This is a genomic window from Pseudomonas sp. NFACC05-1 (genome assembly GCF_900100135.1).
Classification (GTDB): Bacteria; Pseudomonadota; Gammaproteobacteria; order Pseudomonadales; family Pseudomonadaceae; genus Aquipseudomonas; species Aquipseudomonas fluorescens_Q.
Window position 1 is genome coordinate 15,923 of sequence record NZ_FMTR01000040.1, and the last position, 21,788, is coordinate 37,710.

15 protein-coding genes are annotated in these 21,788 nt (G+C 62.9%); 7 read left to right on the plus strand and 8 right to left on the minus strand.

Annotation, left to right across the window (positions count from 1 at the left end; all coding sequences use genetic code 11):
• The first annotated feature begins 153 nt into the window (after positions 1 to 153).
• A complete protein-coding gene (gene bfr / locus BLO97_RS29485; RefSeq protein ID WP_014340470.1) occupies positions 154 to 618 on the plus strand; it encodes a bacterioferritin in 465 nt (154 codons plus the stop codon).
• A 114-nt stretch (positions 619 to 732) separates the two neighbouring features.
• On the opposite strand, the gene uvrA is transcribed toward bfr, so the two are convergent.
• Positions 733 to 3,567, minus strand: coding sequence for an excinuclease ABC subunit UvrA (gene uvrA / locus BLO97_RS29490; protein ID WP_063324142.1), 2,835 nt, complete (start codon positions 3,565 to 3,567; stop codon positions 733 to 735).
• Between the two features lie 179 nt (positions 3,568 to 3,746).
• Between uvrA and BLO97_RS29495 the strand changes: the two genes are divergently transcribed.
• Positions 3,747 to 5,144 carry an MFS transporter gene (locus tag BLO97_RS29495; RefSeq protein WP_092149695.1) on the plus strand — a complete coding sequence of 466 codons (1,398 nt, stop codon included), beginning with the start codon at positions 3,747 to 3,749 and terminating at the stop codon, positions 5,142 to 5,144.
• A 9-nt stretch (positions 5,145 to 5,153) separates the two neighbouring features.
• Positions 5,154 to 5,669 carry a single-stranded DNA-binding protein gene (locus BLO97_RS29500; protein WP_024778338.1) on the plus strand — a complete coding sequence of 172 codons (516 nt, stop codon included), beginning with the start codon at positions 5,154 to 5,156 and terminating at the stop codon, positions 5,667 to 5,669.
• Between the two features lie 128 nt (positions 5,670 to 5,797).
• Here BLO97_RS29500 and BLO97_RS29505 read toward each other — a convergent pair whose 3' ends face one another.
• Both BLO97_RS29505 and BLO97_RS29510 read right to left on the minus strand, forming a co-directional pair.
• Positions 5,798 to 6,415 carry a hypothetical protein gene (locus BLO97_RS29505; RefSeq protein WP_170862088.1) on the minus strand — a complete coding sequence of 206 codons (618 nt, stop codon included), beginning with the start codon at positions 6,413 to 6,415 and terminating at the stop codon, positions 5,798 to 5,800.
• Positions 6,416 to 6,666: 251 nt separating this feature from the next.
• Positions 6,667 to 7,221 (minus strand): cysteine hydrolase family protein, encoded by a 555-nt coding sequence (locus tag BLO97_RS29510; RefSeq protein ID WP_092149698.1) that lies wholly within the window; start codon positions 7,219 to 7,221, stop codon positions 6,667 to 6,669.
• 98 nt (positions 7,222 to 7,319) lie between these two features.
• Between BLO97_RS29510 and BLO97_RS29515 the strand changes: the two genes are divergently transcribed.
• The 3 genes from BLO97_RS29515 (at position 7,320) to BLO97_RS29525 (ending at position 10,455) form a co-directional block, all read left to right on the plus strand.
• Positions 7,320 to 8,315, plus strand: a complete 996-nt coding sequence (locus BLO97_RS29515) for a GlxA family transcriptional regulator (protein ID WP_092349628.1) — start codon at positions 7,320 to 7,322, stop codon at positions 8,313 to 8,315.
• 288 nt (positions 8,316 to 8,603) lie between these two features.
• Entirely contained in the window at positions 8,604 to 9,707 is a 1,104-nt protein-coding gene (locus BLO97_RS29520; RefSeq protein WP_092349631.1) for a DUF3182 family protein, read from the plus strand.
• Complete coding sequence (locus BLO97_RS29525) at positions 9,697 to 10,455, plus strand: alpha/beta hydrolase family protein (RefSeq protein ID WP_063324151.1); 759 nt, start codon at positions 9,697 to 9,699, stop codon at positions 10,453 to 10,455. Before BLO97_RS29520 ends, BLO97_RS29525 begins: the two co-directional genes overlap by 11 nt.
• A gap of 134 nt (positions 10,456 to 10,589) precedes the next feature.
• Here the strand turns inward: BLO97_RS29525 and BLO97_RS29535 are convergent, their stop codons facing one another.
• From BLO97_RS29535 to BLO97_RS29550, 4 genes are read right to left on the minus strand one after another with little or no spacing between them, the layout of a single operon-like run.
• Positions 10,590 to 11,591 (minus strand): lysylphosphatidylglycerol synthase domain-containing protein, encoded by a 1,002-nt coding sequence (locus BLO97_RS29535; protein ID WP_092349637.1) that lies wholly within the window; start codon positions 11,589 to 11,591, stop codon positions 10,590 to 10,592.
• Positions 11,578 to 12,876, minus strand: coding sequence for a cardiolipin synthase ClsB (gene clsB / locus BLO97_RS29540; RefSeq protein WP_092225547.1), 1,299 nt, complete (start codon positions 12,874 to 12,876; stop codon positions 11,578 to 11,580). Before clsB ends, BLO97_RS29535 begins: the two co-directional genes overlap by 14 nt.
• Positions 12,873 to 13,682, minus strand: coding sequence for an endonuclease/exonuclease/phosphatase family protein (locus tag BLO97_RS29545; protein WP_092349640.1), 810 nt, complete (start codon positions 13,680 to 13,682; stop codon positions 12,873 to 12,875). Before BLO97_RS29545 ends, clsB begins: the two co-directional genes overlap by 4 nt.
• Positions 13,679 to 14,605: a DUF72 domain-containing protein gene (locus BLO97_RS29550; protein WP_092349643.1), complete on the minus strand. Its 927-nt coding sequence runs from the start codon at positions 14,603 to 14,605 to the stop codon at positions 13,679 to 13,681. The genes BLO97_RS29545 and BLO97_RS29550 overlap by 4 nt, the downstream gene beginning before the upstream one ends.
• A 259-nt stretch (positions 14,606 to 14,864) precedes the next feature.
• Between BLO97_RS29550 and BLO97_RS29555 the strand changes: the two genes are divergently transcribed.
• A complete protein-coding gene (locus BLO97_RS29555; RefSeq protein ID WP_092225543.1) occupies positions 14,865 to 16,937 on the plus strand; it encodes a mechanosensitive ion channel family protein in 2,073 nt (690 codons plus the stop codon).
• Between the two features lie 155 nt (positions 16,938 to 17,092).
• On the opposite strand, the gene BLO97_RS29560 is transcribed toward BLO97_RS29555, so the two are convergent.
• Positions 17,093 to 21,406, minus strand: a complete 4,314-nt coding sequence (locus BLO97_RS29560; RefSeq protein WP_092349647.1) for a DEAD/DEAH box helicase — start codon at positions 21,404 to 21,406, stop codon at positions 17,093 to 17,095.
• Between the last annotated feature and the right edge of the window lie 382 nt (positions 21,407 to 21,788).

The window sequence follows — 21,788 nt, forward strand, 5'->3', positions numbered from 1 at the left end:
AACGAGAAGCAGAACCGCCCTCATTTGGGTGGTTTTTGCGTTATTTAACCTGGTTTTCTCGGATTTTCTTCGCTTTTGTAGCGTTGAGACAGTGACCTTGCGCTCAGCTTGGTTCAAACTACAACCTTTAAGAGCTTGTGGAGATGTAGGGCGATGCAAGGTCACCCAGACGTAATCGATTACCTCAACACGTTGCTGACAGGCGAACTGGCAGCCCGTGATCAATATTTCATCCATTCGCGGATGTACGAGGATTGGGGTTTTACCGAGCTCTACGAACGTATCAACCACGAGATGGAAGAAGAGACCCAGCACGCCGATGCGCTAATGCGCCGGATCCTGATGCTCGAAGGCACGCCACGCATGCGTGCCGATGACCTCGACGTCGGTACCACGGTGCCCGACATGCTCGCCGCTGACCTGCGCCTGGAATACAAAGTCCGCGCCGCACTGTGCAAAGGCATCGAGCTCTGCGAGCAGCACAACGACTACGTGACCCGCGAGATCCTGCGGATCCAGCTTAACGACACCGAAGAAGACCATACCTACTGGCTGGAGAAGCAGTTGGGACTGATCAAGCTGATCGGGTTGGAAAACTACCTGCAATCGCAATTCTGATTGCTGGGAAAGGGAAGGCAGAGCGTCCCAAGCTGCGTGCCCACGCAGAGCGTGGGAACGATCAAGCCCCTGTCACCGATGAGATGACAGGGGCTTTTTCGTGCTCGGGTGAAATCAGTCCCGATCACGTTCCAGCAACGGCTTGAGGTAGTAGCCGGTGTAGGACTGCTTCATCTCGGCCACTTGTTCCGGCGTCCCTACGGCGATGATCTGGCCACCCTTGGAGCCGCCTTCCGGCCCCAGGTCCACCAGCCAGTCAGCGGTCTTGATCACGTCCAGGTTGTGTTCGATCACCACCACGGTGTTGCCGTGGTCGCGAAGGCGGTGCAGCACGTCGAGCAATTGCTGGATATCGGCGAAGTGCAGGCCTGTGGTCGGCTCGTCGAGGATATACAGGGTCTTGCCGGTGTCGCGCTTGGACAGCTCGCGGGACAGCTTGACCCGCTGGGCTTCACCGCCGGACAAGGTCGTTGCCGATTGCCCCAGCTTGATGTACGACAGACCCACATCCATCAGCGTCTGGAGCTTGCGCGCCAGGGCTGGCACCGCGTCGAAGAACACCCGGGCTTCCTCGATGGTCATCTCGAGGGTTTCGTGGATGTTCTTGCCCTTGTATTTGATCTCCAGGGTCTCGCGGTTGTAGCGCTTGCTCTTGCACACATCGCACGGCACGTAGATGTCTGGCAGGAAGTGCATTTCCACTTTGATCAGGCCATCGCCCTGGCAGGCTTCGCAGCGCCCGCCCTTGACGTTGAACGAGAAACGCCCCGGGCCGTAGCCGCGCGAGCGGGACTCTGGCACGCCGGCGAACAGTTCGCGGATCGGTGTGAACAACCCGGTATAGGTCGCCGGGTTGGAACGCGGGGTACGGCCAATCGGGCTCTGGTCGATGTCGACCACCTTGTCCAGGTGCTCCAGGCCCTTGATGCTGTCGTGGGCGGCCGCTTCCAGGGTCGTGGCGCCGTTCAGGGCCGTGGCGCTGAGGGGGAACAGGGTGTTGTTGATCAGCGTCGACTTGCCGGAGCCGGACACGCCGGTCACGCAGGTCAGCAAGCCGATCGGGATTTCCAGGTCGACGTTGCGCAAGTTGTTGCCACGGGCGCCCTTGAGGGTCAGCGACAGCTTCTTGTTGCGCGGCGTACGTTTGGCCGGAACCTTGATCTTCACCCGGCCCGACAGGTATTTGCCGGTCAGGGAGTCAGGGTGCGCCATGACTTCGGCGGCGGTGCCCTGGGCAACGATATGCCCGCCATGGACCCCTGCGCCCGGGCCGATGTCCACCACGTAGTCCGCCAGGCGGATGGCGTCCTCGTCGTGCTCGACCACAATCACCGTGTTGCCGATGTCCCGCAGGTGCTTCAGGGTGCCGAGCAACCGGTCGTTGTCCCGCTGGTGCAGGCCGATGGACGGCTCGTCGAGGATATACATCACCCCCACCAGGCCGGCGCCGATCTGGCTGGCGAGGCGGATACGCTGGGCTTCGCCGCCGGACAGCGTGTCTGCGCTGCGGTCGAGGGTCAGGTAATCCAGGCCGACGTTCACCAGGAACTGCAGGCGCTCGCGGATTTCCTTGAGGATCTTGTCGGCGATTTCGCCCCGACGGCCGGTGAGCTTCAAGCCGCCGAAATAATCGGTAGCGTCGCCAATCGGCAGGCTGGTCACCGCCGGCAGGGTCTTCTCGCCCACCCACACATGCCGCGCCTCGCGACGCAGGCGAGTGCCACGGCAGTCCGGGCAGGGCTGGGTGCTGAGGAACTTGGCCAGTTCTTCGCGCACGCTGGCCGATTCGGTCTCGCGGTAGCGTCGCTCCAGGTTCGGCACGATGCCTTCGAACGGGTGGGAGCGCTTGACGATATCGCCGCGGTCGTTGAGGTATTTGAAGTCGACATTCTGCGAGCCGCTGCCCTGCAGGATGAATTTCTGCTGGTCGGCGGGCAGCTCGTTGAACGGTTTATCCAGGCTGAACTTGTAATGGGCCGCCAGCGAACCGAGCATCTGGAAATAATAGACGTTGCGCCTGTCCCAGCCGCGAATCGCGCCTTCGGCCAGGGTCAGCTCGCCATTGACCAGGCGCTTGGTGTCGAAGAACTGCTTGACCCCCAGGCCATCGCAGGTCGGGCAGGCGCCAGCCGGGTTGTTGAAGGAGAACAGCTTGGGTTCCAGCTCGCTGATGGCATGGCCGCAGATCGGGCAGGCGAAACGCGCGGAGAAAATGATCTCCTCGCCGGGCTCGTCGTCCATCGGTGCGACCAGGGCGATGCCGTCGGCCAGTTTCAGTGCCGTCTCGAAGGACTCGGCCAACCGCTGCTGCAAGTCGGCACGGACCTTGAAGCGGTCGACCACCACATCGATCGAATGCTTCTTCTGTTTATCCAGTTTCGGCAGTTCGTCCAGCTCGCACAGCTTGCCGTTGACCCGGGCCCGCACGAAGCCTTGGGCGCGCAGTTCTTCGAACACCATCAGGTGTTCGCCCTTGCGCTCGCGAACCACCGGGGCCAGCAGCATCAGCTTGCTGCCTTCGGGCTGGGCCAGCACCAGGTCGACCATCTGGCTGACGGTCTGGGCTTCCAGGGGAATGTCGTGATCGGGACAACGGGGAATACCGACCCGCGCATACAGCAAGCGCAGGTAGTCGTAGATTTCGGTGATGGTGCCGACCGTCGACCGGGGGTTATGGGAGGTCGACTTCTGTTCGATGGAAATGGCCGGCGACAGGCCTTCGATGGTGTCGACGTCGGGTTTTTCCATCATCGACAGGAACTGCCGGGCGTAGGCCGACAGCGATTCGACATAGCGTCGCTGGCCTTCAGCGTACAACGTGTCGAAGGCCAGGGATGATTTGCCGGATCCGGACAGGCCGGTGATGACGATCAGCTTGTCCCGTGGCAGGGTCAGGTCGATGTTCTTCAGGTTGTGGGTACGGGCCCCACGAATCAGGATCTTGTCCAAAGTGGCCTCGCTCGGCGGGCGTCGAAAACGTAGGAGTATACGGGCAAATACTGGATGGATGCACACTATTGAAGGTGCGATTGCAGCCATACATGAAGACTGCGCGGCAAACGGTCGCCATATACCCTCTCAATCGATGGGACTGGTAGAATCGCCGCCGGTTCACATGAGGTTTTTCCATGCAAGATCCCCACAGCGAACGCATGAGTCGTGGCGAGACGCGCGCAGCAAGCGGTCTGGCCCTGGTGTTCGCCTTCCGTATGCTGGGCATGTTCATGGTGTTGCCGGTGCTGGCGACCTATGGCATGGACCTGGCTGGCGCGACCCCGGCCCTCATCGGGTTGGCGATTGGCGCTTATGGCCTGACCCAGGCGATCTTCCAGATCCCGTTCGGGGTCATTTCCGACCGTATCGGCCGGCGCCCGGTTATCTACCTGGGGCTGATCGTCTTCGCCCTTGGCAGTGTGCTGGCTGCCAATGCCGACTCGATCTGGGGCGTGATCGCCGGACGCATCCTGCAGGGCGCCGGGGCTATTTCCGCGGCCGTGATGGCGCTGCTGTCAGACTTGACCCGCGAACAACATCGGACCAAGGCCATGGCCATGATCGGCATGACCATTGGTCTGTCGTTCGCCGTGGCCATGGTGGTAGGCCCCTTGCTGACCCGCGCCTTTGGCTTGTCCGGCCTGTTCCTGGCGACCGGGGCCATGGCGCTGGTGGGGATCCTGATCGTGGCGTTCATGGTGCCGCACGCCACTGGCCCGTTGCAGCACCGCGAATCCGGGGTGGCGCGCCAGGCGCTGATCCCGACGCTCAAGCACCCGGACCTGTTGCGCCTGGACCTGGGCATTTTCGTGCTCCACGCCATGCTGATGTCCAGCTTCGTGGCCTTGCCGCTGGCCCTGGTCGAGAAGGCCGGCCTGCCCAAGGAACAGCACTGGTGGGTCTACCTGACGGCGCTGCTGATTTCGTTCTTCGCCATGATTCCGTTCATCATCTATGGCGAGAAACGACGCAAAATGAAACGAGTTTTGCTCGGCGCCGTCATGACGCTGATGCTCACTGAGCTATTCTTCTGGCAGTTCGGCGATAGCTTGCGGGCCCTGGTGATCGGCACGGTGGTGTTCTTCACCGCGTTCAATCTGCTGGAAGCCTCGCTGCCGTCGTTGATCAGCAAGGTTTCACCGGCGGGCGGCAAGGGCACGGCGATGGGGGTCTACTCCACCAGTCAGTTCCTGGGCTCGGCGTTGGGCGGGATCCTTGGCGGCTGGCTGTTCCAGCATGGCGGTTTGTCGGTTGTGTTCCTGGGTTGTGCCGCGCTGGCTGCACTTTGGTTGGCCTTTGCTGTTACCATGCGCGAACCTCCCTATGTGACGAGCCTGCGCTTGCCCTTATCGCCCGAGGCGATTCGTGAGGCTGGCCTGACCGAGCGTCTGAAGGCCGTCGTTGGAGTAACCGATGCAGTGGTGGTCGCCGACGAAGCGGCCGTGTATATCAAACTCGACACCGAATTATTGGATCGCGCGACGCTCGAGCGCCTGGTGAACAACCCGGCCCCGACTACGTGCGAAGCCTAGGAGAACGTTATGGCCCGTGGGGTTAACAAAGTCATATTGGTCGGTACTTGCGGCCAGGATCCCGAAGTTCGCTACCTGCCGAACGGCAACGCCGTGACCAACCTGAGTCTGGCGACCAGCGAACAGTGGACCGACAAGCAGACCGGCCAGAAGGTCGAGAAGACCGAATGGCACCGCGTGTCGATGTTCGGCAAAGTAGCTGAGATCGCCGGCGAATACCTGCGCAAGGGTTCGCAGGTGTACATCGAGGGCAAGCTGCAGACTCGCGAGTGGGAAAAAGACGGTATCAAGCGTTACACCACCGAAATCGTGGTCGACATGCAAGGCACCATGCAACTGCTGGGCGGCCGTCCACAGGGCGACCAGCAACAAGGTGGCAACAACTACCAGCAATCGGCTCCGCGTCAGCAGGCCCCGCGTCCGCAGTCGGCCCCACAGCCACAACGCGAGCGTCCGGCCCCACAACAGGCCGCGCCGCAACCGGCTCCGGATTTCGACAGCTTTGATGACGATATTCCGTTCTGATGACGGGTTGAGACTACTCAGCCAATAGTTTGAAAAAAAGCCCCAAGCGCACTCTGCCCTTGGGGCTTTTTATTTATTGGCGCAGGCCAGGTTCATGACTTGAGGACCCCGGGCAATCCCGGTCATGCTCACAAATCCAGATCCAATACTTCCTGCATCCTCTCGCCAATCGACTGCCTCAACCACTCGGCATGGAACGCCATGTCCCGCACCGTTACCTCCGAAAACCGAAGTTCGATCGGTTTGCCATTGGCCCCGGCGAAGCACACCACAAAGTGACAAAAGTGGGCGGAAGCGGTCGTTATGTAGGGCCTGATGGAGTGGATATCGCTGTACGGCACGCATTCTTCGGTGGTTTGCCGGGCAGGGCGGCATTGGGTGAAGGTGAGGCGTTGCTGGCGTTCGTCAAAGCAGAAACCGAGCACCTCAGGTCCGGATGCCAGCCAGTTGAGCACGCAGACGGCCGCGAATGCGCTGATGAACGCGAGCGCTATAAACAGGGGGGCCTCGATCACTCTTGTATGAATGGGCGACAGGTTTTGTCCGACATGAAACAGCTTCGTCGATAGCACTGTCAGCCCATAGACCGGCAAGGCCAGCAGCATTACCACGGCATACACCATCGTGCCCAGGTATCCCGGCCTGGATACGTTGCTTGAGCAATCCCACGAGGGCGGGTGCAGTGGCGCTGATGTAGCGGTCGGGAACGGGGATTCGACCAGGCGCGGTGGGCGTTTGCGTTTCATACGGCTGGCTCTTGGGAAAAATGCCCGGCCATTCTTATCGTTATTCCTCAAGTACGCCTAGTAAAAACAGTAGGGGCGCAGCGGCGAGAAGCTGAAGGGATGGCGCGCGAAGCGCAGCAGATGGGGTTCGTGGCGACGACGCCGCGGTTGTTGCTCGTGCTGGAGACTTGATCGCCTCCAGACACGCCGTTGATGCCTGAGGCAAAACCGCACTTGGATGATGAAGTGCGGTTTTTAGTAATGTCGTGGGTTTATTGATGGTCGGCCAGGAATTGCTCGGTGCTCACCACACTCGCATAGGCAAACCCCAGCGCGGCCATGAACGCCGCGTGCACTTGGGCGGCCGGCACGACGACGCCGTTGAATTCCAGGTCGAGGGTGGCGCAGGCATCGTGGATCACCGTGACGCCGTAGCCCAGGTCTGCCGCCGCCCGCACGACGCCGTCGACGCACATGTGGCTCATGCTGCCGACAACCACCAGTTGTTCGATGCCATGGTGCTCGAGGAGGGATTGTAGTTCGGTCTCACGAAACGAATTGACGAAATGTTTGAGCACCACCGGTTCGTCGGCGCGGTTGAGCACTTTAGGATGCAGTTGTGCGCCTTCCGAGCCTGGGGTGAAGAACGGGGCGTCGTCGGAGGTGAACTCGTGGCGGATGTGCACCACGCGATCACCGGCCTGACGGAAGGCTTCGATCAACCGTACGGCATTGTCGGCGGCGGCTTCGGCGCCGACCAACGGCCATTTGCCCTGGGGGAAGTAGTCGTTCTGGATATCGACTACGATGAGCGCTTGCTTGGACATGGGGGCTTCCTCGATCAGATTGGGTGTGAAGCCAGTATTGGCTTTTACCGTCGCTTCGAGGATTGGCCGCAACGACAATAAGCGAGGGAAAACTGACAATGATGCAGCAAAGGGCGGTCGCCGAGCTTGGGGTGCTCATCTACCCTGGCGCGCAACTGGCGGCGGTGCATGGCTTGACCGATCTGTTCGCCGTGGCTCAGCGGATCGCGGCCGAGCATGCCAGCGTGCAGTTGCCAACGCTGCGGGTAAGTCACTGGCGGGCGGAGGAGGGCGAGGCGCCGTTGCGGGTGTTCGACAGCGAAACAGGCCCGGCGGGCAAGCTGGTGGCGTTGTTGATTCCACCGTCCCTTGCCGGTTTCAGTGAAGGCTTGGTCTCTCAGGCGCTGATGGATTGGCTGCGGGCGCAGCATGCCGACGGCACAGTGCTCGGCGGGGTTTGCGTGGGCTCGATCCTGCTGGCCGAAAGCGGCCTGCTCGACGGGCGCAGCGCCACCACCCACTGGACTTCGGCCAAGACCTTTGCCGCGCGTTACCCGAAAATCAAGCTCAATGCCGACAAACCCATCGTCGACGACGGCGACCTGATCACCACCGCCGGGCTGATGGCCTGGTCGGAGCTGGGGCTACGCCTGGTGGACCGCCTGCTCGGGCCCAGCATCGCCACGCGCACGGCGCAATTCCTGGTGATCGAGCACAGCGACAGCGCGAGCCAGTGCGGCAGTAATTTTGCGCCCATCCTCGGCCATGGCGACCCGGCGATTCTCAAGGTCCAGCATTGGTTGCAAAGCAGCGGCGCGGTGGAGGTTTCCCTCGGTGCGATGGCCGAACGCGCTGGGCTGGAAGAACGCACCTTCCTGCGCAGGTTTCGCGCCGCCACCGGGCTCAAGCCCACCGAATACTGCCAGCATCTGCGCGTCGGCAAAGCCCGGGAAATGCTGGAGTTCACCAATGGCACCATCGACCACATTGCCTGGACCGTCGGTTACCAGGACCCGAGCGCCTTTCGCGCGACGTTCAGGAAAATCACCGGGTTGGCGCCGAGTGATTATCGGGCGCGGTTTGGGGTAAATCCACCGGGCACTCCCAAAGGCTGACACTGGACCCTTTGTGGCGAGGGAGCTTGCTCCCGCTGGGCTGCGCAGCAGCCCCACCATCCCAACTGACTACATCCGGTGTAGGTTCTTTGCTGCTGGATATCGTGCAATTTGCGGGATGCCTATCATGGGTCGTGCAGAATGAAACAGGCCCGATGCTATCAACTGCGCACTAGACGCCCGTTTGGCTGAGCCATCCCTGCCGATGCCACCGTTGGCCTGATCTCTGCACCTTTCCTGATTCACAGGCATATCCAAAGCCATCGAACGCAGGAAAAAGGGCAACGCATGACACCAGTCAATCGCAACAAGCGGGTAGTGGCCTATTCGGTCAATCCACAAGCGCCGCGCCATGAGGTCGAGACCAATCGTGCACTGGCCCGGTGGCTGGCACAGATCCTGGGATGGGAGTACGACGACAGTCATGACCCTCGGGCCGGTCATGATCTTTATCTGTTGCCCACGCAAACCCTGATCGGCACCGAAACCTTGATGCGCCTGGGGGTCAAGGGGCCGGAGGATATGTGGGGTGGGTATGTCGAGCATGATTTTATCTGCACCAAGGCGATTACCCACGGTCTGTTGAATAAGGACGCCGTGGCGCCCAAGGGCTGGTCGCCGCTGTTTGCCAAGCTCACGCGAGGCGCGGTACTCGATGGCGTGACGGTCTTTTCGCTCAAGGATGCGCGTCCGGCCGCCGAGCACTTGCTGTACACCGGGCCGATTCGCCTCAAGCCGATCCATGCCTGTGCCGGGCGTGGGCAACGGCTGATCAAGAGCCTGGCGCAGTTCGATGAAATTGTCGCCGGGCCGGACGCCCAGGCGCTGTTTCGCGATGGGGTGGCGCTGGAACAGCACCTCAACGAGGTCAAGACCCAGAGCGTCGGCCAGAGCTTCATCAACGGCAAGGTCCTGAGTTATTGCGGTGTGCAACACCTGACCCACGACAGCGAGGGGGTGGAGGTGTACGGCGGGTCGGACCTGCTGATAGTACAGGGCGGTTATATCGAGTTGCTCAGGCTCGAACTGCCCGACGATGTGCGCGAGGCGGTGCGCCTGGCGCAGGTGTTCGATGACGCCGCCAATCAGGCCTACCCGAGCTTTTTTGCATCGCGGCGCAATTACGACATCGCCCAGGGCCTGGATGCCGCCGGCCAGCCCCGTGGCGGTGTGTTGGAACAGTCATGGCGCATGGGCGGCGCCAGCAGCGCCGAACTGGCGGCGTTGCAGGTGTTCGTCGAAGCGCCGCAAACCAGCGCGGTGCGGGTGTCCTCGGTGGAGACCTACACCGAGCAACCGCTGCCGCCCGGCGCGAGGGAGGTCTATCGCGGCGAGGCGCACAACGGTGACTTCCTTCTCAAATACGTAACGGTTCAATCCTATGACGGCTAGAAGTGAAACCATTCAGATCGAGATTGACGATGAACGCATGAACGGGACATTCCTGAGTCCCAAGTCGAAGGTTCCTGGCGTGTTGTTCGTGCACGGCTGGGGCGGTAGCCAGGAGCGGGACCTGGAACGGGCCAAAGGCATCGCCGGCCTGGGTTGCGTGTGCCTGACCTTCGACTTGCGTGGGCACACCGGCGGAGCGGGGATCCCGTTGTCGCGGGTCACCCGCGAGGACAACCTGCGAGACCTGTTGGCGGCCTACGACCGCTTGCTCGCGCACCCGGCCTTGGATACCTCGGCGATTGCCGTGGTGGGCACCAGTTATGGTGGCTACCTGGCTTCGATCCTGACTTCGTTGCGTCCGGTACGCTGGCTGGCCCTGCGGGTGCCAGCGCTGTACCGCGACGAGCAATGGCACACCCCCAAGCGCGACCTGGACAAGACCGACCTGCTGGATTACCGCAGCACGCTGGTGCACGCCGGAACCAATCGCGCCTTGCATGCGTGTTCGCAGTTCACCGGCGATGTGTTGCTGGTGGAGTCCGAGACCGATGCCTACGTGCCCCATGCCACCATCATGAGCTACCGGGCGGCGTGCCAGCAGACCCACTCGCTGACTCACCGGATCATCGACGGTGCCGATCATGCCTTGAGCGACCCCGTGTCACAGCAGGCCTACACCTCGATCCTGGTGGACTGGATCACGGAAATGGTGGTGGGAGAGCGCTTGAGCATCATCCAGGAACGCTGATCGTGCGGTGTTGGGGGCCCATCGCGAGCAGGCTCGCTCCCACAGGGGATGTGTAGCGATCGAGATAAGTGTGTTCACAACCGATCCAATGTGGGAGCGAGCTTGCTCGCGATGAGGCCAGGCCAGGCAACCCATCACTTGACCCCAGGCTTGACCCGCAACGCCTTGGCCTTCGCCTCGATCACCAGGTACATCACCACGGTAATCAGCAACGGCAGGATGAAATAGATCGCCCGGTAGGCGATCAATCCCGCCAGCAGGCTGCCCCGCGACACTTCATGTTGCAGCAGCGCAACGAACACCGCTTCCAACACCCCAAGCCCCGCCGGAATGTGGGTGATGACCCCCGCAATGCTGCTGATCAGCAACACCCCGAGCACCACTGGATAATCCAGTTTGCCGGGCAGCAACGTGAAGATCACCGCCGCCATCAACGACCAGTTCAGCGCGCCCAACGCCAGTTGCAGCACCGCCATGCGCAGCGACGGCAGATTGATTTCCATGCCGCGAATCGTCCAGGCCCGGCGCTTGGAAAACCGGCAGGCCACCAGGTAACCGGCACTCACCAGCAGCAACAGCGCGCCGACGCCTTGCAACGCATCGCTGCTGAGTTTCCAGCCCGGCGGCATGGTCACCAGGCCGCTGCTGAACACCACCCCGGCCAAGGTCATGTAGCCGAACCAGTTGGTGGCCAGGCTCAGGCCGAGAATTTTGGCGATGTTCCCGCTGCTGACCCCCAGTCGCGAATACAGGCGATAGCGCATGGCGATACCACCGACCCAGGCGCTGAGGTTGAGGTTGAACGCGTAACTGATCACCCCCACCGGCAAGATCTGCCGCCAACCCAGTTTCTGGCGGATGTAGGTGCGACCGATCAGGTCGAAGCAGGCATAGGTGATGAAACTGGTGACGGTCAGCGCGGCGGCGATGATCAAGGTGCGCACCTTGAAGTCTGCCAGGGTGGCGAACACTTCCGACCAATCGATGCGTCGGGCCAAGGTGGTGAACAGCACGATCAACAGCAGGAAAAACGCCAGGGTCAGCGGTCTTTTCCAGCGGCTCCAGCGGGATTTGGGCTTGGACTGTTCCGGCGCATGGGCATCTCTCGGCGCGGCGTGCGCTTCAGAGTGGTTCATGGGGTTCGCTCCGGACCGCCGTCGGCGGTGAAAATGGTTTCAGACGCGGTTTATGGGCCGGCAGCCAGCCGGCCCAGGCCGGGAAATGGCGCAAAAAGTGGAACACCATGAAACCGATGGTCATACGCCACAACAGGCCCCGGGGGGCGTGGTCCTCGGGCATGGCGGTGCAATGGTTGCGGCTCAGATAGTCGAGGCGCTCGAACAACTCGCGATTGAACGCCCGGTCGCGGATCAGCACATTGGCTTCCAGATTCAGGGACAGGCTCAGCGGGTCGAGGTTGCTCGAACCCACCGTGCTCCAATCCTCATCCACCAGGGCGACCTTGCCGTGCAGCGGTCGCTCGCAATATTCGTAGATCACCACGCCGGCCTTGAGCAGGTAGCTGTAGAGCATGCGCGCGGCGAGCTTGGCGATCAGCATGTCCGGCTGGCCCTGCAGGATCAGCCGTACTTCCACGCCCCGCCGTGCCGCGTTGCGGATCTCGCGCAGCAACCGGTAGCCAGGGAAGAAGTAGGCATTGGCGATCACCACCCGCCGCTGGGCGCTGCGCAGCACTTGCAGGTAAACCTCTTCAATGTCGGTCTGGTGTTCGTGATTATCCCGGTAGACCAGGCGCACCTGGCCGTCGTGGTCGTTGATGGCCAATTCGTTGCGCCGACTGCGGCGCCGTTGCCACCAGTATTTGGCCCGGGCAGGCCGTCCGCTCTGCAACAGCGCGAAGTGATGGATATCCACCACCGCCGGGCCTTTGATTTCCACGGAGTAATCCTGCTTGGCCTCGGGTCCGAAATCGCCCAGGTGGTCGGCGGAAAAATTGATCCCGCCGATAAACGCAATCACCCCGTCCACCACCACGATCTTGCGGTGCAGGCGACGGAACCAGTTGGTGCGGATGCCCAGGCGCCGTGGGGCGGGATCGAACATTTGCAGGCGCACGCCAGCGTCGCTCAACGAGGCGAGGAATTCGGTGGTCAGCTCTCCGCAGCCGAAGCCATCGAGGCTGACGGTGATGCGCACGCCCCGCGCGGCGGCTTCGATCAACAGGTCCCGCAGTTCATAACCGACCTTGTCCTCGAACAGGATGAAAGTCTCCAGGAGGATTTCTGCCTCGGCCCGGCGAATGGCTTCGAAGACCCTGGGGAAATACTCTTCGCCGTTTTCCAACAGCTTGACGCGATTGTTGCCGTGCCAGCCGTATTCGATATCCGTCAGCGCCGGGTTGCGTTCGGTGGGTGGCGCCTCGACCTGCTCAACCGTCGCCTTGTTCATTGTCGCGCTCATAATTCGATCTCCACCGACAGCGGTGCGTGGTCGGAGAGGTGCGACCAGGGTCGTACGCTCAACACCTTGGGATGACGGGCCTTGAGGTTGCGCACGTAGATGCGGTCCAGGCGCAGGACCGGCAGGCGCGCCGGAAAGCTGCGGGCCGGTTTGCCCCACTGTTCGGCGAACACTTCCCGCAGGCCGCAGGGTTCGAGCAGTTCACTGGCCTTGCCGCGCCAGTCGTTGAAGTCGCCGGCCACGATCACTGGCGCGTCGGGCGGCAGTTCGCTCAAGCGCTGGCAAAGCAGCTTGAGTTGCTCGACACGATGACCTTCGCGCAGCCCCAGGTGCACGCAAATGGCATGCACTTGCTGTCCATCGCCCGGCAGGCGCAGCACGCTGTGGAGCATGCCGCGGTTCTCATGGCCGCTGATGGACACGTCCAGGTTGTCGTGGCGGATGATCTGGAATTTCGACAGCAGCGCGTTGCCGTGGTCGCCCGCCGGATACACCGCGTTGCGCCCGTAGGCGAACTGTGGCCAGAGGGTGTCGGCGAGGAATTCGTATTGCGGCATGCTCGGCCAGTTGCTGTAGCGCTGGGGATGGTGTTCGTGGGTGCCGTGGACTTCCTGCAAGAACACCACATCGGCGGACACGCTGCGCACCGCTTCGCGCAGTTCCGGCAGGATGAAGCGCCGGTTCAGGGCGGTGAAGCCCTTGTGGGTGTTGACCGTCAGCACGGTGAAACGGCTGACCGGGTCGAGAACCTGGGCCTGTTGCTGGGTCGGCTCGTGGGTTGCTTCGCTGGTTTCCGGGCGGTTCATGGCAACACCCCTTCGGCCGGGCGCTCGCCGGGCGCGGTGGCGAGGTCCTTGTCCAGATGGAAGTGCTCCAGCAAGTGGCGTGCGTCATAGGGCGCGCGGACTTTGATGTCGTTGTCGAAATAGCAGAACACTTCCCGGCTTTTACGGGCCCGGGGTTTCTTGTCGGGGTCGATCAACTGGGCGTCGGTGGGTTGCTTGCCGTGGCTCCAGGCCTCGATCCGCTCGCCCCAGCGCTTCAACGCCTCGTCGGTGTAGCCGCTGGCGTACAGCTGCTCGGCGCCGTGCAGGCGCAGGTAGACGAAATCGCTGGTGACGTCTTCACGATAGGGCCATTTGCCGGCCGTGTCGGCGATCACCAGGGCCACGTCGTAGCGCTTGAGCAGCGTGACGAAGTGCGGGTCGATAAAGCTCTCATGGCGGATTTCCACGGCGTGGCGCAGTGGGCGCTTTTTATCAGTGGTGGTGCTGGCGTGGCCGTCCAGGCGCGGCTCGTGCTCGCGGGCCAGGGCGGCGGCACCTTCGGTGTCGTGGGGCAGTTGCTTGAGGAAGTCTTCGAACAGCTCGGGGTCAAATTTGAAGCTGGGCGGAAACTGCCAGAGGATCGCGCCCAGCTTCTCCTTGAGCTCCAGCACGCCGGAGGCGAAGAAATTGGCCAACGGCTTGCGGATGTCCCGCAGGCGCTTGATATGGGTGATGAAACGCGGGGCCTTGACGCTGAACACGAAGCCGGGCGGTGTCTCGGCGTACCACTGGGCATACCGTTCGGGGCGTTGCAGGGCGTAGAACGATCCATTGATTTCGATGCTATTGACCGCTCGTGAGGCGAATTGCAGTTCCCGTTTCTGGGCCAGCCCCTTGGGGTAGAAATCCCCCCGCCAGGGCGTGTAGCGCCAACCGGAAATGCCAATGTGGATCGCCGTCATGTATCCCTCCCGTGCCAATGACCTCGTGCAGCCTGTGTCTTTTGATGACTGTTGCGCGGCCTGGAAAGTTTCGATGGGATGCCCGGCGGCAGTGAAGCTGTGGCGAGGGATGCGCAGTAAGTCCCAAAAACAGGGCCGCTGCGCGCCCCAGCGGGAGCAAGCTCCCTCGCCACAAGGTTTTGTATTGGCCTTGCGAGCGAACTTGCCGGCGCAATATTGATCAGTTCCTTACCGATCCCGTGTGAAGGAGCCTCGCGTCTTGTCTCGATTGAGCACTGTATTGCTGCTGTTCTTGCTGGCGCTGACCGGTACCAGCGCCTACGGCACCGCCGCTGTCCCTGGCACCTCCAAGCCCGATGAACCGCCCGCCGAACCTGCGCCGCTGGTGCAGGGCGGTTTATTGGGGGCCATCAGTTCGAGCATTGACGATGTCCAGGACAAACTCGATCTCAACCAAAGCCTGGTGGATGCCTGGCGCCTGCGGGCGGACCGGGCGGCGGATGAGGTGGACCGGCTGGTGGACCAGACGTCCCGTTCGTCCTGGCGCGTGGCGGGTGATTTCCTGTTGTTGTCGAGCGTCTGGATCGGCGCTTTTGCACTGATCTGGTCGGGCGCGCGGCTGCTGCTGCGCCATCTGGGCCGGCGCCGCTGGTTGCGCACCCGCCAGCGCCTGCGCGACCTGCTCGGTTATCTGCTGCCGTACACCGCTGCGGCGTTGATCTGCCTGCCGCTGACCCTGTACGTCAGCCACTTCCTGCAGGTGTCGGTCGGTCGCGCCCTGGCGCTGTGCTTCGCCTACGCCACTAGCAGCGGCATTTTCTCCACTTCGGTGTTGCTGTGCGTGATCGTGATGTTCAACGCGGGTCACAAACGCCGGGCGGTGGCGATGATCCGGCGCTTCAGCCCCCGGCCATTGTTCATGATCGGTTTTCTCGCCGCCCTCAGCGATGCCCTGACCAGCCCGCAGATCGCCCGGCAACTGGGCGGCAACATCACCAGCAGCATCGCAGTGTTCACCGGCTTGTTTGCCTCGGTGATCTTTGGCTGGCTGGTGATTCGCATGCGCAGGCCCGTGGCGCACCTGATCCGCAACCGCCCGCTGGCCCAGCGCTTGAAGCAACCGGCCTTGCAGGAGTCGCTGCGGATTTTCTCCGGGCTCTGGTATTGGCCGATCCTGTTGATGGTGCTGGTGTCGGCGGTGAGCCTGATCGGTGTCGGCGAGGACAACCAGAAAGCCCTGCGTTGCGCGCTGTTCACCACCATCCTGCTGATCGCCACGGTGTTCCTCAGCACCGTGTTCCAACACGTCTTCAAGTCGCCCAAGGCCGAGGCCATCCAGCGCAACAGCGCCTACAAGGGTCGCCTGTTGAGCCTGCTGCACGCGTTGCTGCGCATCGTCATGGCGGTGGTATTCATCGAAGTCCTCGGACGGATCTGGGGCATTTCCCTGTTCGAGTTCGCCTCGCGCAATGCCATAGGCCGGGCGATCAGCGATTCCTTGAGCCGCATCGGCCTGATCTTCCTGATGACCTGGCTCACGTGGGTGGTGCTCGACACGGCGATCCAGGAAGCCCTGAAACCGCCGCTGAACAAGCGCGGGGCCCGCCAGCCCAGCACCCGGGTCAAGACCATCCTGCCGCTGTTGCGCAACGCGGCGAAAATCATCCTGGTGGTGATTTGCGCGATCACCACCATGGCCAACCTGGGCATCAACGTCGCGCCGTTGCTGGCCGGAGCCGGGGTGGTGGGGCTGGCGATCGGCTTCGGTTCCCAGCAACTGGTGCAGGACGTCATCACTGGGCTGTTCATCATTATCGAAGACACGCTGTCCATCGGCGACTGGGTTGTGCTCAGCTCTGGCCACGCCGGCACCGTCGAAGGCCTGACCATCCGCACCCTGCGCCTGCGCGACGGCAAGGGCTTCGTGCATTCGGTGCCGTTCGGCCAGATCAAGGCGGTGACAAACCAGTCCCGGCAATTCGCCTTTGCGTTTTTCTCCGTGCAATTCACATACGACACCGATGTCGACCAGGCCATCGAGCTGATTCGCGAGGCCGGGCGTTCGATCGCCGAAGACCCGTTCCTCAAGTTCAACCTGCAAGGGCCGTTGGATGTGTTTGGCGTGGACAAGATGGACCTCAACGGCGTGGTGCTCACGGCGCAGTTCCGCACCGTGTCGGGTGGGCAATATGCGGTGAGCCGGGCGTTCAACCAGCAGTTGAAGAAGCTTGTGGATAACCACCCGGCGGTGCACTTTGCGCAGACTTATCCACAGCAGGTGATGTTGCCCAAGCGGTTCGTGGAGGAGCCGAAAGAATCGGGGGAGTCGTGAGCTAATCGGTAACCCTGTGGCGAGGGAGCTTGCTCCCGCTCGGCTGCGAAGCAGTCGTCGCTTTGGGCGGATATTGCCGCGCACGGATGTATTGTTTGGGGCTGCTACGCAGCCCAGCGGGAGCAAGCTCCCTCGCCACAGGTGTGATGTGTAGGCTAATGGTGTTGGATCAGCTTATTCCTGATCTCAGCCATCCCATGAGCATCCAACTCCATCCAAAGATGCTGCTTGCCAGCAATCTGCGCCGCCACCGGCAAACCATCGCGATACACCAGCCGATTGCCCGCCAGCGCCGGCACTTTCGCCCCCGGCAGCAGGGTGCCGGCCAGGTTCAGCGGGTCGACGCCGCACACCGCCACCAGGCTGCCGTCGGTGGGGCGGCGGCGTACTTCGCGCAGCAGCGGGATGGCTTCGGGCAGGGCGAATTGTTCACCTGCCAGGCCGCTGACGAACCGCCCGCCACGAATCTCGCCCCGTGCCTCCAACCGATGAAAGGTGCGCAGCAGATCGCGCCAGCTCGGCAACCAATCCGCCTCCCGCTCCAGCAAGCGCCAGAACACCACGCCGTAGCGGCGCAGCAGGGTCATGGCGATGTGTTCCAGGGTCTCGGGCGGTGTCGGCGCCGGGCGGTTGCCTTCCACCGGCGCGGGTTGGCTACGGCGCAGCAAGGCCCAGCGCCCGGCGTCGTCCATGCCGCCGACAAACGCGCCGCGCCCGCGCCGACTGCTGCGGGCCTGGCGTTTGCTGGCGGGGGTGATCAGCGCGCGCAAGCCGGCGAAGCTGTCGGCATTCACCAATCCGGCGCCCACCAGTTCCTGCAAGGCGATTTCCAGTTCGCTGCGCAGCAGATGAGCCTCGTGGGCCAGTTCGTCGAAAAACAGCGCGCCGTGTTCGGCGAGGGCCTGATGGACTTTTTGTGTCTTGGGCGACAGCTCATCAAGGGCCGTTTGCCCGGCCAGGCTGCTCCACAACGCCACCTGGCTGCGCGGCAGCAATACCACCGGCGTGCTGCGCAGGGCGCTGGCGGAAGGCTTCTGGTGCGCACTCAGGCGCGTCCATACCCACTTGCCACTGCGGCACAACTCATCGAGCCAACTGGGCGAATAGTCTTTGATCCGCGCCGGCAGCAGGTCGCTGTCCCAGGCTGACGCGGCGGCTGGAAAGCCTTCGAACTGACCCAGGATCGACGGCAGCACGGCATTGCCCCGACCTTGGCTGGACGATGACAGGTGTTGCCAGTCGAACAGGAAACGCATGAAATCCTGCAGCATCACCGGCTCGATTTCCCGGCGCAGGCGCTTGACCGTGTAGCGATGAATCCGCGCCAGCAAATGCCGCTCGCACCATTCCTCCTGGCCGGTGCCCGGCGTGAACCGCCCACGCAGCACATAGCCTTGCTGCTCGAGCTGCGCCAGGGCCTGGGTGACCTGCGGTGTCAACAACCCCAGCGGGTAGGCAATGGCCTTCAACGGCAGCGGGCCAAAGGCGCTGAGTCGGGCGCGGAGCACTTCCACCAGGGCCTCGTCGCCGTCCCAGGCTTCATCGAAACCGGCCAAGGGCGTCAGCGCTGGTTGCCATTGGGCCTGTGGATAAACCGCTTGCAGACACGTCAGCCGTTCCAGCGCCACCCACAGGCCGCGTTCGGCGCTGATCTGCACATGGCTGGCGCGTCCGCCCTCGGCCAGCGTCTGCAACCAATCCAGCCACGGCGCGTGGGCGTTGGCTTCGCTGTCGGCGATGCAGGCCAGGCTCATCAAGGCTTCGTGCATCTCATCAAGATTGGTCGGCGTCGGCCAGGCTTCATCCCGGACCGACTGGATGGCTTCGGCGTCCAGCGCGCCGAGGTCGTCGGTGGCCTGTGGATCGCTCCAGCGCCGGTTGATCACCGCCTGGGTGCGCCGTTCTTCCAGCGGCGCGTCGTCGAGAAAGGTGTAGGGCCGGGCGCTGAGGATTTCCGCCGCCAGCGGCGAGGGCGCCGGCAGGTCGCGGCTGATCAGGCGAATCTGGCCGGCTTCCATGCGCCGCAACAGCGTCAGCCAACCTTCGCTGTCCATGGCTTCGTGCAGGCAATCGTCGAGGGTCTGTTCCACCAGCGGATGGTCGGGGATTTCCCGCTCGCCGGCGAGGTTTTCCAGGCAGGCGATCTGGTCCGGAAACACGCTGGCAATCAGGTCCTCGCTTTTCATCCGCTGGATCTGCGGGGCGACTTTGCGCCCGCCGGCGTAGCGCGGCAAGGCCAGGGCCACGCCAGCGTTCCAGCGCCAGCGCACGCCGAACAGCGGTGCATCCAGCACCGCCTGGACCAGGATCTGCTCGGCGCTGTGGCTGTTGAGGTAGCGCCACACTTCGTCCAGTTCGAAGCTGTGGCTGGTGGACAGCGAGAGCACGATGGCGTCTTCACTGGCGGCGGCCTGCAATTCGAAGTTGAAGGTGCGGCAGAAGCGCTTGCGCAAGGCCAGGCCCCAGGCGCGGTTGATACGGCTGCCGAAGGGCGTGTGGATGATCAGTTGCGTGCCGCCGGACTCGTCGAAAAAACGCTCCATCAGCAGCGTGTCCTGGGACGGCAGGGCGCCGAAGGCCAGGCGCGCCGGGGCCAGGTAATCCACCAGTTGTTCGGCGCTGGCCAGGTTCAGTTGCAAGGTGCCGGTCAGCCAATCCAGGGCCGGTTGCAGATGGCCCGGCGTGGCGCCGAGCAGTTGATCGAGCTGGGCTTGCAGGCGCGCCACGGCCAGGGACAATTCGGCGCTGCGTCCCGGCGCTTCGCCGAGCCAGAACGGGATGGTCGGCGGTTGGCCCTGGGCGTCCTCGACCCGCACGCGGCCAGTTTCGACGCGAATGATGCGGTAAGAGGTATTGCCCAACTGGAACACATCGCCGGCAATGCTCTCCACCGCGAAGTCTTCGTTGACGCTGCCGATGTTCAGCCCTTGGGGTTCGAGCAGCACGCTGTAGTCGGCATTGTCTGGAATGGTGCCGCCGCTGGTCACCGCCGTCAGCTTGCTGCCCCGACGCCCGCGCAGGGTCCGGGTCACGGCATCGCGGTGCAGGTAGGCGCTGCGCACGCCCTGGCGGCCATTGAGGCCTTCGGCGAGCATCTGCAACAGCGCCTGGTAATGCCCTTCGTCCAGCTCGGCGTAGGGCGAAGCGCGGCGGAAGGTCTCCAGCAGCGCCTGCTCCGGCCATTCCTGGCAACTGACCTCGGCGACAATCTGCTGGGCCAGCACATCCAGTGGCGCCTTGGGAATGTGCAGGATGTCGAGTTCGCCACGGCGCACGCAGTCGAGCAGGGCGGCGCATTCGATCAAGTCGTCGCGGGTGGTGGCGAACAGGCGGCCCTTGGGCGTGCCACCGACCTGGTGACCGGAACGACCGACCCGTTGCAGGAACGCCGAGATCGAACGGGGCGAGGCGATCTGGCAGACCAGGTCGACATCGCCGATATCAATGCCCAGCTCCAGGGACGCGGTGGCGATCAGCACCTTCAGTTCGCCGCGCTTGAGGCGTTGTTCGGCGTCGAGGCGAAACTCCTTGGCCAGGCTGCCGTGATGGGCCGCCACGGCGTCCTTGCCCAGGCGCTCGCTCAGATGACGGCTCAGGCGCTCGGCCAGGCGCCGGGTGTTTACGAACACCAGGGTGGTGCGGTGTTCCCGGGCCAGCTCGGCGAGGCGGTTGTAGACCAGTTCCCACACGTCATTGGCCATCACCGCCGACAGCGGTACTGGCGGCACCTCTATGTCCAGGTCCCGGGGGCGGGCGTGGCCGATGTCGACGATTTCGCAGCTACGTCCCTCACCGACGAGAAAACGCGACACCGCTTCGATGGGCTTTTGCGTGGCGGACAGGCCGATGCGCATCAACGGTTCGGCGCACAGGGCTTGCAGGCGTTCCAGGCTCAAGGCCAGGTGGCTGCCGCGCTTGCTGGCGGCGATGGCGTGGATTTCGTCGACGATCACCGTGCGGGTGCTGGCGAGCATCTGCCGGCCGGAATCGGAACCGAGCAGCACGTAGAGCGATTCGGGGGTGGTCACCAGGATGTGCGGCGCGGTCTTGCGCATCGCCGAGCGTTCTTTCTGCGGCGTGTCGCCGGTACGCACAGCGGTGGTGATGTGCAGGGGGGGCAGGTCCATCCGCCGCAGCTGTTCGGTGATGCCGGCCAGCGGATTTTGCAGGTTGATCTGGATATCGTTGCTCAAGGCCTTGAGCGGCGAGACGTAGACCACCAGCGTTTGGTCCGGCAGGCCGCCCTGTTCCAGGCCGCGATGCACCAGGTCATCGAGCACGGCGAGAAAAGCCGTCAAGGTCTTGCCCGAGCCGGTAGGCGCCGCCACCAGGGTCGAACGACGCTGGCCGATCAACGGCCACGCTTGGGCCTGGGCGGCCGTGACCGCCGGGAATGTCTGGCTGAACCAGGCGCGAACGGCGGGGTGAAAGCCTGCCATGGCGTGGTTGGCTGCAAGGGGCAGATTCATAGGATCAGTGTATGCGGGCGAGGTGGGGAGGATGCAAGTACTGATACTGTGCCTGTGGCGAGGGGATTTATCCCCGCTGGGCTGCGATATAGGTAGTCCGTTCCTTGCTCCCCCATACTGATACTCGCTGGAGTCCGGTTGTTGCGAGGAAGGAACATGCACCTGCGAGCTACGAATAGGGCTGCAACGCATCTCGATGATTACTGCTTCACCTTCGAGCCCAGCAGGTGCGCTTGCGCCCTCTAACGAACACTCAGGGAAAGCCGGGCACGGCTCTCTATATCGCCTTCGCTGGACGCAAGCATGCATGTTCCTGCATGTACTTTAGCGTCTGTGGAGGTGTGCAATGCAAACGCTCTTGTCTCAGAAATTCACTGCTTAT